This window comes from Staphylococcus sp. HMSC055C03, from assembly GCF_001809385.1.
Taxonomy (GTDB): domain Bacteria; phylum Bacillota; class Bacilli; order Staphylococcales; family Staphylococcaceae; genus Staphylococcus; species Staphylococcus simulans.
Genome location: NZ_KV797486.1, coordinates 48,518 through 63,647, shown reverse-complemented (window position 1 = coordinate 63,647; position 15,130 = coordinate 48,518). Strand labels below are relative to the sequence as shown.

The 15,130-nt window shown below is 35.4% G+C and carries 16 protein-coding genes; 5 read left to right on the top strand and 11 right to left on the bottom strand.

Annotated elements, in window-relative coordinates; translation table 11 throughout:
• From tkt to sosA, 3 genes are all read right to left on the bottom strand, one after another.
• Window positions 1-1,587 (bottom strand): transketolase (gene tkt / locus HMPREF2603_RS04665; RefSeq protein ID WP_070501964.1); only part of this gene is annotated, 1,587 nt, incomplete at its 3' end.
• A 208-nt stretch (window positions 1,588-1,795) separates the two neighbouring features.
• On the bottom strand, window positions 1,796-2,038 hold the full coding sequence (locus HMPREF2603_RS04660) for a DUF896 domain-containing protein (RefSeq protein ID WP_002480853.1): 243 nt from the start codon (window positions 2,036-2,038) through the stop codon (window positions 1,796-1,798).
• Between the two features lie 156 nt (window positions 2,039-2,194).
• Window positions 2,195-2,428, bottom strand: coding sequence for a DNA damage-induced cell division inhibitor SosA (sosA, locus tag HMPREF2603_RS04655; protein WP_002480852.1), 234 nt, complete (start codon window positions 2,426-2,428; stop codon window positions 2,195-2,197).
• A 144-nt stretch (window positions 2,429-2,572) separates the two neighbouring features.
• On the opposite strand from sosA, the gene lexA reads away from it, so the two are divergent.
• Window positions 2,573-3,196, top strand: coding sequence for a transcriptional repressor LexA (lexA, locus tag HMPREF2603_RS04650; RefSeq protein WP_060804240.1), 624 nt, complete (start codon window positions 2,573-2,575; stop codon window positions 3,194-3,196).
• A 340-nt stretch (window positions 3,197-3,536) separates the two neighbouring features.
• The gene (locus tag HMPREF2603_RS04645) at window positions 3,537-4,220 is read left to right on the top strand and encodes a phosphoribosylaminoimidazolesuccinocarboxamide synthase (protein ID WP_070501962.1); all 684 of its coding nucleotides are present in this window, start codon (window positions 3,537-3,539) and stop codon (window positions 4,218-4,220) included.
• Window positions 4,221-4,263: 43 nt separating this feature from the next.
• Here the strand turns inward: HMPREF2603_RS04645 and HMPREF2603_RS04640 are convergent, their stop codons facing one another.
• The 8 genes from HMPREF2603_RS04640 to rpsN form a co-directional block, all read right to left on the bottom strand.
• Window positions 4,264-4,785 carry an NAD(P)H-dependent oxidoreductase gene (locus tag HMPREF2603_RS04640; protein ID WP_060804242.1) on the bottom strand — a complete coding sequence of 174 codons (522 nt, stop codon included), beginning with the start codon at window positions 4,783-4,785 and terminating at the stop codon, window positions 4,264-4,266.
• 142 nt (window positions 4,786-4,927) lie between these two features.
• The gene (locus tag HMPREF2603_RS04635; RefSeq protein ID WP_060804243.1) at window positions 4,928-6,340 is read right to left on the bottom strand and encodes a sucrose-specific PTS transporter subunit IIBC; all 1,413 of its coding nucleotides are present in this window, start codon (window positions 6,338-6,340) and stop codon (window positions 4,928-4,930) included.
• Complete coding sequence (locus HMPREF2603_RS04630; protein WP_060804244.1) at window positions 6,340-7,299, bottom strand: carbohydrate kinase family protein; 960 nt, start codon at window positions 7,297-7,299, stop codon at window positions 6,340-6,342. Before HMPREF2603_RS04630 ends, HMPREF2603_RS04635 begins: the two co-directional genes overlap by 1 nt.
• A 2-nt stretch (window positions 7,300-7,301) precedes the next feature.
• The gene (locus HMPREF2603_RS04625; RefSeq protein WP_060804245.1) at window positions 7,302-8,774 is read right to left on the bottom strand and encodes a sucrose-6-phosphate hydrolase; all 1,473 of its coding nucleotides are present in this window, start codon (window positions 8,772-8,774) and stop codon (window positions 7,302-7,304) included.
• A gap of 68 nt (window positions 8,775-8,842) precedes the next feature.
• Window positions 8,843-9,823 carry a LacI family DNA-binding transcriptional regulator gene (locus HMPREF2603_RS04620; RefSeq protein ID WP_060804246.1) on the bottom strand — a complete coding sequence of 327 codons (981 nt, stop codon included), beginning with the start codon at window positions 9,821-9,823 and terminating at the stop codon, window positions 8,843-8,845.
• Window positions 9,824-10,020: 197 nt separating this feature from the next.
• Complete coding sequence (locus HMPREF2603_RS04615) at window positions 10,021-10,956, bottom strand: CAP domain-containing protein (protein WP_002480844.1); 936 nt, start codon at window positions 10,954-10,956, stop codon at window positions 10,021-10,023.
• 100 nt (window positions 10,957-11,056) lie between these two features.
• Window positions 11,057-12,034 carry a GMP reductase gene (gene guaC, locus HMPREF2603_RS04610; protein ID WP_002480843.1) on the bottom strand — a complete coding sequence of 326 codons (978 nt, stop codon included), beginning with the start codon at window positions 12,032-12,034 and terminating at the stop codon, window positions 11,057-11,059.
• Between the two features lie 179 nt (window positions 12,035-12,213).
• Window positions 12,214-12,483 carry a 30S ribosomal protein S14 gene (rpsN, locus tag HMPREF2603_RS04605; RefSeq protein ID WP_002480842.1) on the bottom strand — a complete coding sequence of 90 codons (270 nt, stop codon included), beginning with the start codon at window positions 12,481-12,483 and terminating at the stop codon, window positions 12,214-12,216.
• 256 nt (window positions 12,484-12,739) lie between these two features.
• Between rpsN and rpmG the strand changes: the two genes are divergently transcribed.
• The 3 genes from rpmG to HMPREF2603_RS04595 all read left to right on the top strand — a co-directional run bounded on the left by rpmG (window position 12,740) and on the right by HMPREF2603_RS04595 (window position 15,075).
• A complete protein-coding gene (gene rpmG / locus HMPREF2603_RS12995) occupies window positions 12,740-12,889 on the top strand; it encodes a 50S ribosomal protein L33 (protein ID WP_001265708.1) in 150 nt (49 codons plus the stop codon).
• A 284-nt stretch (window positions 12,890-13,173) separates the two neighbouring features.
• Window positions 13,174-14,631 (top strand): amino acid permease, encoded by a 1,458-nt coding sequence (locus tag HMPREF2603_RS04600; protein ID WP_002480841.1) that lies wholly within the window; start codon window positions 13,174-13,176, stop codon window positions 14,629-14,631.
• Between the two features lie 129 nt (window positions 14,632-14,760).
• Window positions 14,761-15,075, top strand: coding sequence for a hypothetical protein (locus tag HMPREF2603_RS04595; RefSeq protein ID WP_002480840.1), 315 nt, complete (start codon window positions 14,761-14,763; stop codon window positions 15,073-15,075).
• The last annotated feature ends 55 nt before the right edge of the window (window positions 15,076-15,130 follow it).

Genomic DNA, 15,130 nt, shown 5'->3' with positions numbered 1-15,130 from the left:
TTTAGAAACATCTAATACTGGAAGGTTTTGACGTGTTAACACTAATGAAGTTGGTGTTTGTTCACTCTCTAATGCAACTTCCCAAGCTACGCGTGTTTCGTTACCATCTGCTGGACGAATCACATTCATATTAGGAATTGCACGTAAACCTGCTAATTGTTCAATCGGTTCGTGAGTTGGACCATCTTCACCTACAGCGATTGAGTCATGTGTAAAGATAAATGTTGAGTTAAGACCCATAATTGCTGAAAGTCTTAATGCTGGTTTTAGGTAGTCACTGAACACGAAGAATGTCGCACCGTAAGGATTTACTCCACCGTGTGCTGCCATACCGTTTACAGCTGCTGCCATCGCAAATTCTCTAACACCAAACCAAATATTTTTACCTTCAGGTGTATTGCGATCATAGTCTGGTGCATCTTTAACATTTGATTTGTTTGAACCAGCTAAGTCTGCTGAACCACCGAAGAATGAAGGTACAGATTTACTTAGTGCTTGAATGACTTCACCTGAGTCTGCACGTGTAGCACTTTCTGAACCGACTTCGAATTCTGGTAATTCTGCTTCATAGTTTTCAGGTAATTTACCAGCAATCGCATCTTTGAATTCTTGTGCTAATTCTGGATAAGATTCTGCGTATTTTTCAACTAAAGCTTTCCATGCTTCTTCGTTTTCAGTTGCACGTGTCAACATAGTTTCATTGAAGACATCATAAACTTCATCCGGAACGTAGAAACGTTTTTCTGGATCCAATTTATAGTTTTCTAATGTTAATGTACGTTCATCATCACCAAGTGGCGCACCATGTACACCATGTGTACCTGATTTATTTGGTGAACCGTAACCAATAACTGTTTTACCTTCAATCATAGTTGGACCATTTTGTTCTTTAGCTTTTTCAATGGCACTATTAATTTCTTCTAAATCATTACCATCTTTAACTAAGATGTGGTTCCAACCATATGATTCAAAGCGTTTTTTGATGTCTTCAGAGAATGCTTTATCAAGATCACCATCAAGTGAAATATCATTTGAATCGTATAACACGATTAATTTGTCTAATTGTAAGTGACCTGCTAATGAAGCTGCTTCATGAGAAATACCTTCCATCAAGTCACCATCAGAAGCTAAAACATAAGTGTAATGATTTACGACTTCAGCATCTGGTTTGTTGAATTTACCTGCTAAGTGGTTTTCTGCCATTGCCATACCTACTGACATTGCGAAACCTTGTCCAAGTGGACCTGTAGTTACTTCGACACCTTGTGTGTGTCTGAACTCAGGATGTCCTGGAGTTTTAGAATCCCATTGTCTAAATTGTTTCAATTCTTCTAATTCTAAGCTGCCTGATACATGTAATAGGCTGTAAAGTAATGCAGAACCGTGCCCTGCAGATAAGATGAATCTATCTCTGTTAAAGTATTCATTTGAATTAGGGTTAAAGTTCAAATGTCTTGTCCATAATGTGTATGCCATTGGTGCAGCACCCATCGGTAATCCTGGGTGACCAGAATTTGCTTTTTCAATTGCATCAATACTCAATGCTCTGATTGTATTGATTGCAAGCTCATCTCTTTTATCGAACATCAATAAAACTTCCTTTCTATACAGCATGATTTTATGCCATTATACATTAAATCAGTTAAGTTTAACATTTATTGTCCTCATGAAATCGCTATCAAATATAATAAAAGTGATTAAAACAATCAAAATATACATTTTCATGAAAAAAGAGCCTTTAGAACATCAATTATTCTGTTCTAAAAGCTCTACATTTATTGTAGTATATTGAGTTTTATTGTCTTTTATTTTGCTCACGTTGTACTTGTTTTAATTTTTCTGGTGTTACATCATTTCCTTCAGGATCTAATACTTTTGTATTTTCAATTTGTTGTTTGAAACCTTCGCGGAATGTTTCAAGATATTTTTGATGTAACTCTGCTCTTTCTTTCGCTTCTTCTTTTGTTAAGCCTTCTTCTTTTTTCTTTTTAGAAAGTTCATTAATACGGTTAATTGTTTCTTTATGTTGATCTGCCATGCTATCGACCTCCATTAGTCTGATGATTATTTATCTTAGCAAACAATCGCTCAAAATAAAATCAATATGTTCTACTAAACTTATTCCCACTCACAGAAATCTTACACCATAGAACACATCGTGTTAGCAGTATAAACAACACACTTTATTTATAAATCAGTGAACAGTTGCGACGATAGGTCTGTTATTTTGTTCGCCCTGTTCTATATATTGTTGCTCATGTTCGGCTTTTTGTTCTACCTTAGTTGGAAGTGTATGATCTGTCATTTCGTACACTTGTTCCTCATTACTTGACTGCTCTGCACCGATTAAAAACGCTGAAACTAACATAAAAGACATTAACAATACTGCTGTATATAGTAAAAAACTAGTTTGATATTTCCTAATCATTATTCGAACACCCCTAGAACATTTGTTTGTATTTAAACAATATCAGAACGATTGTTCGGTGTCAACACTTTTACGAACAAATGTTTGTAAAGGCTATATTAACGTGATATAATAAGAACAAACTAGAAGAGGATGTGCATATAAATGACTGAACTTACGAAGCGTCAAAGCGAAATTTATGAATATATAAAACAAGTCGTTCATACAAAAGGTTATCCGCCAAGTGTCAGAGAAATCGGTGAAGCAGTCGGACTTGCTTCAAGCTCTACTGTACACGGACATCTATCACGATTAGAAAGCAAAGGGTATATTCGTCGTGACCCTACAAAACCACGCGCAATTGAAATTGTCAGCGACCAAATTGAAGATGCTACTGAAATCGAAGGTACTATCCATGTACCAGTTATTGGTAAAGTCACAGCCGGTGTCCCAATCACAGCAGTAGAAAATGTAGAAGAATACTTCCCGTTACCAGAACACTTTACATCAACACATAACAGCGACATTTTCATTTTAAATGTTGTTGGAGACAGTATGATTGAAGCTGGTATTTTAGATGGAGATAAAGTCATCGTCAGAAGTCAGACTATCGCAGAAAACGGTGATATAATTGTAGCTATGACAGAAGATGATGAAGCAACTGTAAAACGCTTCTACAAAGAAAAACATCGTTATAGATTACAACCTGAAAACAGTACAATGGAACCTATTTACTTAGAACATGTATCTGTTTTAGGTAAAGTTGTAGGTCTATTTAGAGAGCTATAGGCAATCGTATCTGTTCATAGGCATATCATCTCTTCTTAAATTTTGTTCGTGACAAATTATTTAGATTCAAATTAGATTAGTAAACTACTAACACCCCATAATGTCCAAAATTCATAGACATTATGGGGTGTTTTTAATTATTTTGTTGTGTTTATCTCCGTTCTGTTATTTTTTATACTGTGCATAAATAATTTGCATCTTAAAGCTGCTTTAGTCTTGCATGCACCTTGCTTTTTAGTTTAAAATGCAGCAATGCCATCATATTTTCATACTTTTGTATTTATATAAAAGAGAAATTCACTTATACTAAACATGAGTAATACTTGAGGAGTGAGATGAAATGGATTTAATTTACAAAGGTAAAACAAAAGATCTCTATCAAGACAAAGATGGTGAAATTGTTCTTTTCTTCAAAGATGATATGACAGGAAAAGATGGCAAATTTGATCCAGGTGAAAACCAAGTTGGCTTAACTGTTGAGGGTTCAGGTAAAGCTGGTCTTAAAATGACAAGTTATTTCTTTGAAAAAATCAACGCTGCTGGTATTCCAACACATTATATCGACGCAAATATTGAAGATCGTCAAATGCGTGTTAAAAAAGTATCAGTATTCGGTCATGGATTAGAAGTTATTTGCAGATACCGCGCAGTGGGTTCATTTATCCGCAGATACGGTGACTATATCGAAGAAGGCGCACCACTTAACGCATATGTAGAAATGACTTTAAAAGATGATGAAAGACAAGATCCACTCATCAACAAAGCAGGTCTTGAAGCGTTAAACATCTTAAAACCAGGTGAATACGACGAAATTGCTAAATTAACAGTAAAAATTTCAGACATCATTAAAGAAGAGCTTGCACAAAAAGGTTTAGAACTTTACGACATTAAATTAGAATTTGGTCGCGATGAAAAAACTGGTGAAGTTTTACTTATTGATGAAATCTCTGGCGGTAACATGCGTGTGTTTGATAAAAACGGCAAATACATTGAACCTTTAGAGTTTGGAGAGTATTTATTCTAATTAAACGAAAGCTGAGATCAAAAAACGATCTCAGCTTTTTTATTTACAACTTTTTCACAAATTCTATATAGCGCTTGCTACCTTCAATCAATTCGTTTTTCGTCGCGTGATTCACTGTACCATATTGTTCAAAGTGTCCTTTATATTGGGCACCGATATAATTAAAAGTCGCAACGAATGGTGAAAGTAATGTGTCTAACGTGAATCGATTCGAACCTTCTTCTGAATAATCTTCTTCTAAACTGCCAACTGTCGTCGCAATCGCAAATTTTTTATCACGAAGTTTCGTTCCTTCTGGACCATATGCAAAATTAAATAAAAATACTTCATCTTGATATTGTTTCAATAATGGCGGACTACTATACCAATACAATGGAAATTGGAATACTATTGTATCGTAGCTCATTAATCTTTCTTGTTCGCGTGCAACATCAATGTTTCTGTCAGGGTACAATTCATATAAATCGACCACATCAATTTGTTCGTTTATCAAAGCATTTTTCCACATACGATTAACTACTGAGTTTTCCATATCTGGATGGATAATAATGACTAATTTTCGCATCTTTGCACTCCTTTGATCTTCTTCAATACTCGAAATGATTATAACTTTTAAACTTTTCTTTTGCCATGATGCTTCACAAAAATTGCGAACATTTTCTATTAAAAAAACTGTTAACCACAATTTGTGATTAACAGTTTATCCATTATTTAGCTTCCTTGATCTCCTCAGCTAATTTATCACTATATCCAAAGAACCAAGTTAATACAAAAGCTGTCGCAAATGAAATTACTAATACTAATAAATAAAGTGGCAATTGGCCAATATCTTTTAAGAATAATAAGATACCTGGCAATACAGTAATCGCCATACCTGATGCTTTTAAGTGGAAAAGTGCTGCGAAGAATCCACCTACTGCTCCACCAATCAAACCACAAACAAAAGGTTTAAAGTAACGTAAGTTTACACCGAAAATCGCAGGTTCTGTAATACCAAGTAGTGCTGAAAATGCTGAAGGTAAAGCTAACGCTTTTAATTTCGCTTTTTTTGTTTTAAGTCCTACCGCAACAGCTGCTGCGGCTTGAGCTGTCATAGCTGCTGAAATAATCGGGTTGAATTCATTATAATGGAATTTTTCTAACAACTGAATTTCCATGAAGTTAAAGATGTGATGTACACCTGTAACCACGATAATTTGTTGGAAGAACCCAATTAAAAGTCCAGCGATACCGAATGGTAAAGCAAGTACCCATTCTGTTCCTGACAATATAATTGTTTCAATTGAATGGAATACAGGACCAATCACAAATAATCCTAAAGTAATCATCATAAGTAAGACTAAGAATGGTGTCACAATTAAATCAATCGCATCTGGAATACGTTTTCTCAATGCTTTTTCAAACTTAGCACCAATTAAACCAACGAAGAATGCAGGCAATACTGAACCTTGGTAACCGACAATCGGTATAAATCCAAAGAATTTAATAGCTTCTGCTGAACCATCACCTACTTCATACGCATTAGGCAATGCTGGGTTTACGAGCATCAATCCTAATACGATACCTAAAACAGGACTGCCGCCAAAGACTTTAAAGGCACTCCAAGCAACTAATGCAGGCAGAAACGCAAAGGCAGTATCCGTCAGCACTTGTGTGAACAAAATAAAGTTTTGCGGGATATCTTTAGCTGTCATGCCCATCCAGCTTAAAATTTGGTCGTTCATTACGACACCGCGTAGTCCCATAAACAGACCTGTCGCAACTAAGACTGGAATAATCGGTACGAAAACATCACCGAACACACGAATCGCTCGTTGAAATGCATTGCCTTGTTTGGCACCCGCTTCTTTAACCTCTGATTTCGAACTGCCCTCTACACCTAATTGTGTAATTTCATTATAAATCTTGTTGACGGTACCGGTTCCAAAAATAATTTGAAATTGTCCCGAGTTATAAAAGGCACCTTTTACTTTTTCAATTTCTTCTACTTCTGCTTGATCTACTTTTTCATTATCTTTGACCATGATTCTTAAACGCGTCGCACAATGGGCAAGAGATTCAATATTTTCCTCTCCACCCACTGCTTGAATGACCGCTTCTGCTATTTTCTTATCACTCATTACTTTTCACCTCTCATAAACGTTGTCGTTTGTGTTTTTGTCGGCAGACTTTCTATCGCACCATATGCAGTAGTTGTTAATGCGCCGACCGCATTCGCAAATTTTAAAAATTGATAACTTTCTTCAAAAAGCTTGTGCTTACCATGTGTTAATAACTGATAGTTGATGGCACCGATAAAGGCATCACCCGCACCAGTTGTATCTAAAACTTCCACGTTAAAACCAGTTTCTTTTGCAATTAAGCCTTCTTTTGTATAAAGCGCAGCACCTGCTTTGCCTTCTGTATAAATAACAGCTTCTACATTGCCTTTAAAAAGCGAATCGATTGCTGCTTGTTTATCTTTAATACGCGTAATAAATTCTAATTCTTCATCTGAAATTTTGACAATATGTGCTTTAGGTATAAATTCTAATACAGTATGGTGTAATGCATCTAAATCATCCCAAAGCGGGAAACGCAAGTTCGGATCAAAAACAACAGTCCCTTTTGCTTCTAACATTTGATCAATCAACATGCGGTGTGTTGCTTTCATTGGACAATCTACTAAATCAACCGAACAAAAATGCAGAATATCTGTCTCATCAAAGGATAAATCTGTTAACTGATCCGCTTCCAACAACATATCTGCTGAAGGTTTACGATAAAACGCAAAGTCTCGTTCTCCCGCTGCGGTTAAGCTGACAAATGCGAGTGCTGTATTCGCTGTCGATGTTTGTTTCAAATACTGCGTATCGACACCAACATCCTTGAGTTTATCTTCTATTTTCTCGCCGAATGCATCATCACCGACTTGTGTAACCACTGCCGCATCGCCGCCTAATTTTGCGACACAACTTGCGACGTTTGTAGGTGCACCGCCGACTTGTGGTGAAAACTGTGTCACTTCTTTTAATTTCGCATCACGTTCACTAGGGATAAAATCGATTAATGCTTCTCCAACTGCATATAATTTATTCATGATTACCCTCTTTTCAATTCATATTGTTTCGTTTCCATTTTGACCGTTCCTGACTCTGACGATAGTTGACAATATTGATATGGTTCAACAGGAAACAGTCTAGACGTCATCACATGTGTACCTTCATTAATGAAGATTTCTATACTTGATGTATCTATAAAAATTCTCAATGATTTTAAAGCATCAAATAACTGTACACTTCTCTTTTGATTATCTTGATTGTTTGGTAATTCACCACTCTGGCTGCGATCTAGTTCAAAAACCCCTGTATTTTTATCATACGTTATTTTAACCGCTTCTTCGACTTGATTAGAAAAAACTATGCTTAATACATCCGCTTCATTTTCAACGATTGAAATGTTGATTTCTGAACGGTCTGGTTGAATCAAATCTAATACAGTGTTGTCATTAGTGATATCCATTGTTGTTTCATTACTGCGAACTCTCAACTTTTCTACATCTGGATGTACCGTTTGTATTAATGCATTCTCTTTAACTTTCAATACCCTCGGTAAAGTCAGACAATGTGCCCAGTTATAAACATCTGTTGGATAGTTAATGTCTGGTAAACCCATCCATCCGATTAAGACACGTTCGCCTTCTTTAGAAATAGTTGTTTGCGGTGCATAAAAATCAAAGCCGTAATCTAATTCAACAAATCCATCATGTTTCATTTCTAAAGTCTTTAAATCAAAATCTCCTATGATATAACCGGATTGATAGATATTACGATAGTTCATCCCATCTGCTTCTAACCCTTGTGGACAAAAAATTAACACATCTTTATTTCCTAATTTAAATAAATCTGGGCATTCCCACATATATCCGAAATCTGATAAACCTGTTTGAATTTCTCCGAGTAAATGAAACTTGAATGATGTAGCACCTTGATAGATTAAAGCACGCCCTGTTTGTGCTGTAGTTTGTGCACCAATCACGAAATAATAATTTCCATTTTCCTGCCAAACTTTCGGATCTCTAAAATGGTCGGTATAACCTTGCGGTGAACCTTCAATGAGTGGCTGTTTGTCCTTCACTTGAAACGCGTCATTTAATGTCGCCACTATTTGATAAGGTACACGTTCCCAATCTTTTGTCCTATGATTACCTGTATAGAATAAATACAACTGGTCTTCAATTTGTATACTAGATCCACTATAAGCACCGTGCGAATCATATGTAGTATCAGGATAGACGACTGGTCCTTTATTTTCAAAATGAATCAAATCATCAGAAACAACGTGATACCAATATTTCAAACCATGCACAGGACCTAACGGATACCATTGATAAAATAAATGGTATTGACCTTTAAAGTAAATGAAGCCGTTTGGATCATTTAACAATCCTGAAACAGGTTGAACATGAAAGTGTTGTCGCCAAGGCGATTGATGCACTTTGTCTGTCATACTTTCAAATTCTTCATTTGTAATTGAAGATAACCCTCGATACCTTGCTTCGCGTGTCCATTCCATCCTATCACTCCTTTCTATTTGGAACCGGTTCCAAAACACTGTAAAAGTAAAACGCTTTCACAAACATTTTACTCATTGCTTTTAAATAAGTCAATACTGTTATTTTTAATAAACTCAAAATCCATCACTTCTATTTGTTTAATCGCTTCACCATTGATAATACGAATTAAATTTTGGGCAGCTTTCTCACCTGTTTGTTTATAGGGAAAGCTGATTGTCGCAAGAGATGGTGTGACAATAGAGGTTGTATCATAGCCTCCGAATCCTGCTATTGATAGTTGATTTGGAACTTGAATATGTTGATGATGGGCAGCTTTCAAGGTTCCTAACGCAATATTATCTGTCCCGCAAATTAATGCATCGTATTGAGACACTAACGGTTTTGCAGCGACTACAGCTTGTTGTAAATCAAAAGTTGTGTAATAAACATCAGGCGTTTGATTATATCGTTTTAAACCTGACAATATACCTTTTTTTCTTTCAACACCTACTGCTTTATCATATTCATCGACACCTAAATATGCGATACGTTTAAAGTTTTGTTGTCCAAATAATTCTCCAATAGTGCGCCCCGCTTCAAAATCATTTTGTATTACAGAAGGTACATGTTCATCTGACTGCCCGACTAATATAACAGGAGCCTTTATTTCTTGTATCGCTTCAATATGTTGCTTTGTAATTTGTGTGGCGATTAATAAAATACCATCTACTTTATTTTTATTTAGTGTATATAATGCTTCTATTTCTTGTTCAATACTTTGACTCGTATTAACAATCAGGGTTTGGTACTTAATTTCACGTAAGTAAGTATCTGCACCTTCAAGAATCTGATTTGCCGCATAGGAATCAAGTCTAGGAATAATCGCACCAATCATGAATGTACGTTTGGCTTTTAAAGATTGTGCAAATTGATTAGGTGAATAGCCTGTTTCCTGTACAATTTTATCTATTTTATCCTTAGTTTTCTGGCTGACAGATCCACCATTTAAGTATCTTGATACTGTGCTTTTTGATACGTTTGCCATAGATGCGATATCTGAAATATTCATAGTCACACTCCTTCCTTTATGATTTCAAGTCATTTAATATGTATTATAAAATATTAACCTTTTTTTCTGCTTGTGCTTATTATAATCAAGAAATCATTCATTAATCAATAATTTCTGAATAAATTAATCTTTTCTTTATAAAGCAAAAGACAAAATCTCTGCTGAATACAGAAATTTTGCCTTTATTTTAAAGCTGATTAACTTGTGTAATTTTCAGTCCAGAAAGGCTGTCGTTCATCATTGAAATCAACACCGACACCTAAGTTTTTAAAGCTTGGTTGTAAAATATTTTTTCGATGTCCTTCTGAATTCATCAGACCTTCATGTGCGAAAATACTATTTTGATGGCCGTACGCTAAGTTTTCACCCGCGCTATTATAATCAATGCCATCCTTTTTCATACGATCAAATGGAGATTCTCCTTTTGGATTAGTATGATCAAAGTAATGGTTGTCAGCCATATCTTTACTGTGTTTTCGTGCAGTATTAGAGATTGCATCGCTATATTTCAATACAGATAAGCCTTTTTGAACACGCTCTGCATTGACTATATCAAAGTTTTGCATCTCAAAACTCTGAGCAAGTGAAGACGATGGCGCACCGTAAGGTTTAGTTAAACGATGTTCCATTTCCTTACTAATCTGCATGACACCTGTTACTTGATTATTTTCATGCTTGTCATAAAAGACGGTCGTATAAATACCATCTTTATCAAAGACATCATATTCATCGCTCGTAATTTGGTATCTATAATTACCTTTCGTCATTTCATCAATCGGTTGACCTAGTCTATCTCTTACAGCTGATTTTGGCGAACCATACTTGATTTTAGATTTAGAAGAGATAACATTTTGATTGCTATAGATACCATTCACTTTATTATTCATATAACTGACCATTACGAATGAATGGTAATCTTTATGGTATGTGTACCATTTTAAACCATATTCATTTGCGCTGACACGTTCAGGTTTACCTAAAGCCTGTTCGACTTCTTCTTTTGTCATATTCATTTGAATGTTATTTAAAGCAAAATCTTGCTTATCCGGCACTTTAAGTGCTGTTTCATTGGCACTTTCTTGTGCAGTGATTGCTTGTATTTTGGCTTTTGCTTGATTTTGAATGTCAATCATCCATGGTGTCTCTTTAACAGGAATGATTAAAGCAGCAAGTAACAGGATGACTACAAATGAAAATGTGCGTCTGATCGTCTACACCTCCAGAAGGTAAAGCTTAGTCTCTATCACCATTGAAGATAGAGTTTCTTACGATGACATAATCTACTTTTCTTAATTCAAGCAAGTCTTTACCGCCTGCATAAGAAATAGAGCTTTGTAAGTCCTGTTGCATTTCATTCAATGTGTCTGCTAATGAACCTTTGTGTTCTACAAACATTTTCTTACCTTCAACGTTTTTGCGCTCACCTTTTTGGAATTCAGAAGCACTGCCGAAGTATTCTTTGTATAATTTACCATCAAGTTCTACTGTTTCACCTGGTGATTCTTCATGTGCCGCAAATAATGAGCCAATCATAACCATTGAAGCACCGAAACGAATTGATTTCGCGATGTCACCGTGAGTTCTGATACCACCATCAGCAATGATTGGTTTACGCGCTGCTTTACTGCAGTGGTTTACTGCAGCTAATTGCCAACCGCCTGTACCGAATCCTGTTTTGATTTTTGTAATACATACACGGCCTGGTCCGATACCGACTTTTGTCGCATCTGCACCAGCGTTTTCTAATTCTCTTACACCTTCAGGCGTACCTACGTTACCTGCGATCACAAATGAATCTGGTAAATATTCTTTCAAGTGGCGAATCATGTTAATGACTTGTTCTGAGTGACCATGAGCAATATCAATTGTGACATATTCAGGTTTTAAACCTTGTTCTGCAATTTCTTTAACGAAATCATATTCATTATCTTTAACACCTACAGAAATAGATGCGAATAATCCTTTATCTTGCATTTTTTTGATGAATGGAATACGCGCTGCTTCATCAAAACGATGCATAATATAGAAGTAATCATTTTCTGCGAACCACTCTGCAAGTTTTTCATTCATAACCGTCTGCATATTTGCAGGAACAACCGGCATCTTAAAACGACGCGGTCCGAATTGGATTGATGTATCACATTCTGAGCGGCTTTTCACTATACATTTATTAGGAATCATTTGGATATCTTCATAATCAAAAATTTTCATATCTATCTAACACCTTACCCTTTATTTTCTCTAACTCAAAAAGTCCAATATACATCATACTACCTCATTACGACTTTTACCATAAAAAAGCGTGTATTCTCTCTAAAAATACACAAAAAAAGAACACATTTCATTCAAGAAATGTGTTTCATGATAAATTGATTGCTAAAAACTAGAAATTACCAGCTTGCTTTTCTTACGCCAGGAATTTGACCTTTATGTGCATGTTCTCTGAATGCAATACGTGACATTTCGAATTTTCTCATTACGCCACGAGGTCTTCCAGTTACTTTACATCTACGAGTTAAACGTGTTGGTGATGAATCTCTAGGTAATTTTCTTAATGCTTCATAGTCACCTTTAGCTTTTAACTCTTGACGTTTTGCGTAATATTTAGCAACGAGTTCTTCTCGTTTTTGTTCTTTAACAACTTTTGATTTTTTTGCCATTAAAGTTCCTACCTTTCTTAATAGTAAATGTTCATAATCGTAATTATTACGATTTATATCATAACACAATTTCCATCTTTATCAATACTTTTTGCTCATTTTTTAAGCAAAGTTATTTACTAATCGTATATTTTTCTATACAATAGAATACATTGAGCTTATGTTGCTTATTTTATCCATCTTGCACGATATGCATGATTGTGGTAAATTTAAGTGCGTAAGTATTGCTAATAACTTAATAGAAAGGGTGTCTACATTGCGCGTAAACGTAACATTAGCTTGCACAGAATGCGGCGATCGTAATTATATTACTACTAAAAACAAACGTAACAATCCTGAACGTATCGAAATGAAAAAATACTGCCCAAGATTGAACAAATATACATTACACCGCGAAACTAAATAATGTATTGAAACTACGATAGTGAACTTACCTATTCAAATCGGTAACGTTCACTTTTTTTATTGTTGGGTCTAAATATACACCTCTCCTTCTATTTTGTCTAATACGCTCTTACTATATCAACTAAGAATTTATGTCAATTTAACGGACACAATGAACAAAATTCTGTCATTTTTCTGAATTTTTTAAAATATTTGATTTAATGCATCAAAGGTCATTGATTAGTCGTATAAAAACAATTAGAATAGAGTACATATATTTTAATTTAAAGATTAGAGGTAACGCATATGGATGAAAACAAAATGAATAGAGGACTCAGTTCTCGCCATATATCAATGATTGCTATCGGGGGTGCAATCGGTACAGGTCTCTTTATCGCAATGGGCGGCGTCATTTCTCAAGCTGGTCCTGGCGGTGCGATTGCAGCGTATCTGATTATTGGTGTCATGTTATATTTCTTAATGTCATCAGTCGGAGAACTTGCAACCTTTTATCCTGTATCAGGTTCTTTCAGTTCTTATTCAACACGATTCGTTGACCCCTCACTTGGTTTTACAGTCGGTTGGTTATACTGGGCAATGTGGTCACTTGTGACAAGCGTTGATGTTATTATCGCATCAAATGTCTTGTACTATTGGGACACATTTAAGTTCTTCTCTCCACTTACATGGAGTTTAATATTTATCACGTTCTTACTATTATTGAATATTTTTACGGTAAGAGCCTTCGGTGAAGCGGAATTCTGGTTAGCAGCTATTAAAGTTGTGACGATTATCGTTTTCATCGTTATAGGTGTTTTAACTATCTTTGGTATTCTTGGCGGTCATACGTATGGTTTTAAAAACTTCACTGTCGGTGAAGCACCATTTGTTGGCGGTATCTCTGGTTTCTTAAGCGTTCTGCTTATCGCTGGATTCTCTGTCGGTGGTACGGAAATTGTAGCGGTCACAGCTGGTGAATCAGATGATCCTAAAAAATCAATGCCAAGTGCTATTAAATCAGTATTCTGGAGAATTTTATTATTCTATGTTCTTTCAATCGCAGTCATTTCAGCGATTTTACCTTACAATGAACCGTTATTACTTAATAAAAGTGAATCTGTAACACAAAGTCCATTTACGATTGTGTTCGATAGAGTCGGTATCGCCTTTGCAGCTTCTGTCATCAATGCGGTTATTTTAACATCACTATTATCAGCTGCTAACTCAGGTATCTATTCAACAAGTCGTATGTTGTTCTCACTTAGTACAGATCGACAAGCGCCGAAATTCTTAAGTTATTTGCATGGTAAAACAAAGTTACCGATTCCAGCCATCTTAACGAACTTCGTAATTGTTGTGGCGGTCATTATTTTAGCGAACTTCCATGCGAATGCGATTTTCACATTACTTGGTATTATAGGGCAACTTGTTATCTTCGTATGGGCAGCCGCAATCTTCTCGCAAATCAGATTGCGTAAAGGATTAAAAGCACAAGGTATAGATATTAATGAACGTTTACCTTATAAAACACCGTTATATCCGCTAGGACCGATTCTTGTTTTAGCTATACTCGTGTTCTTGTTATTCGGTGGTTCATTTGAAAATATGATTCACTTGAATGTCGGCGGATTAATTAAAGACTTCGTACCGATTGTAGTGCTCTTTATTATTTTCATTGTTCATAAAATCATTAAGAAAACAAAACCTGTTAAATTGAAAGAAATGGATGTAAGAAGTTTCGAAGAATTTAATAAAGTGAAATAATTATTCACACTGACAGATTGGCTTTGGCCAATCTGTTTTTTTGTTTCTTCTTATAACTTTTAAGATTTTAACGTTTATGGATATGTAGTATAATAGTAGTAATAAGACGAGAAATCGAGGTGTTACAACATGGTAGGACAAACAAATTTATTTGACGATGTTTTGAAGGAAGATGAACGTTTTGTGATTGTCGTTCAGTCTCTTGAAGAAAAAAATGGCAGACTTATCAAAAGAACTTTAAGAGAATATCCAAGTCTAGAACATGATCAAATGGTACCTCTATTTGAACACTTAAAAGATGTTTACCTAAGTGAACCGTTTGAAACTGGACAATCATCATTTATTATCACAGTCTATACAAACTTAGACTACTCTGCTGATAATATCTATGCTCTTGTAAAACGAAACCATGGCATGCATGAATGGACACATACAGCTAAATAAGATGTATCGCATACAAAAGGAGACTCTCTTGAACAGAAAGTCTCCTTTTGTATTT

What these genes read in the sequence shown, in the direction of transcription:
- HMPREF2603_RS04660 (WP_002480853.1), bottom strand. Translation starts at nt 2,038, where the DNA reads ATGGCAGATCAACATAAAGAAACAATTAACCGTATTAATGAACTTTCT.
- sosA (WP_002480852.1), bottom strand. Translation starts at nt 2,428, where the DNA reads ATGATTAGGAAATATCAAACTAGTTTTTTACTATATACAGCAGTATTG.
- lexA (WP_060804240.1), top strand. Translation starts at nt 2,573, where the DNA reads ATGACTGAACTTACGAAGCGTCAAAGCGAAATTTATGAATATATAAAA.
- HMPREF2603_RS04645 (WP_070501962.1), top strand. Translation starts at nt 3,537, where the DNA reads ATGGATTTAATTTACAAAGGTAAAACAAAAGATCTCTATCAAGACAAA.
- HMPREF2603_RS04640 (WP_060804242.1), bottom strand. Translation starts at nt 4,785, where the DNA reads ATGCGAAAATTAGTCATTATTATCCATCCAGATATGGAAAACTCAGTA.
- HMPREF2603_RS04635 (WP_060804243.1), bottom strand. Translation starts at nt 6,340, where the DNA reads ATGAGTGATAAGAAAATAGCAGAAGCGGTCATTCAAGCAGTGGGTGGA.
- HMPREF2603_RS04630 (WP_060804244.1), bottom strand. Translation starts at nt 7,299, where the DNA reads ATGAATAAATTATATGCAGTTGGAGAAGCATTAATCGATTTTATCCCT.
- HMPREF2603_RS04625 (WP_060804245.1), bottom strand. Translation starts at nt 8,774, where the DNA reads ATGGAATGGACACGCGAAGCAAGGTATCGAGGGTTATCTTCAATTACA.
- HMPREF2603_RS04620 (WP_060804246.1), bottom strand. Translation starts at nt 9,823, where the DNA reads ATGAATATTTCAGATATCGCATCTATGGCAAACGTATCAAAAAGCACA.
- HMPREF2603_RS04615 (WP_002480844.1), bottom strand. Translation starts at nt 10,956, where the DNA reads ATGATTGACATTCAAAATCAAGCAAAAGCCAAAATACAAGCAATCACT.
- guaC (WP_002480843.1), bottom strand. Translation starts at nt 12,034, where the DNA reads ATGAAAATTTTTGATTATGAAGATATCCAAATGATTCCTAATAAATGT.
- rpsN (WP_002480842.1), bottom strand. Translation starts at nt 12,483, where the DNA reads ATGGCAAAAAAATCAAAAGTTGTTAAAGAACAAAAACGAGAAGAACTC.
- HMPREF2603_RS04600 (WP_002480841.1), top strand. Translation starts at nt 13,174, where the DNA reads ATGGATGAAAACAAAATGAATAGAGGACTCAGTTCTCGCCATATATCA.
- HMPREF2603_RS04595 (WP_002480840.1), top strand. Translation starts at nt 14,761, where the DNA reads ATGGTAGGACAAACAAATTTATTTGACGATGTTTTGAAGGAAGATGAA.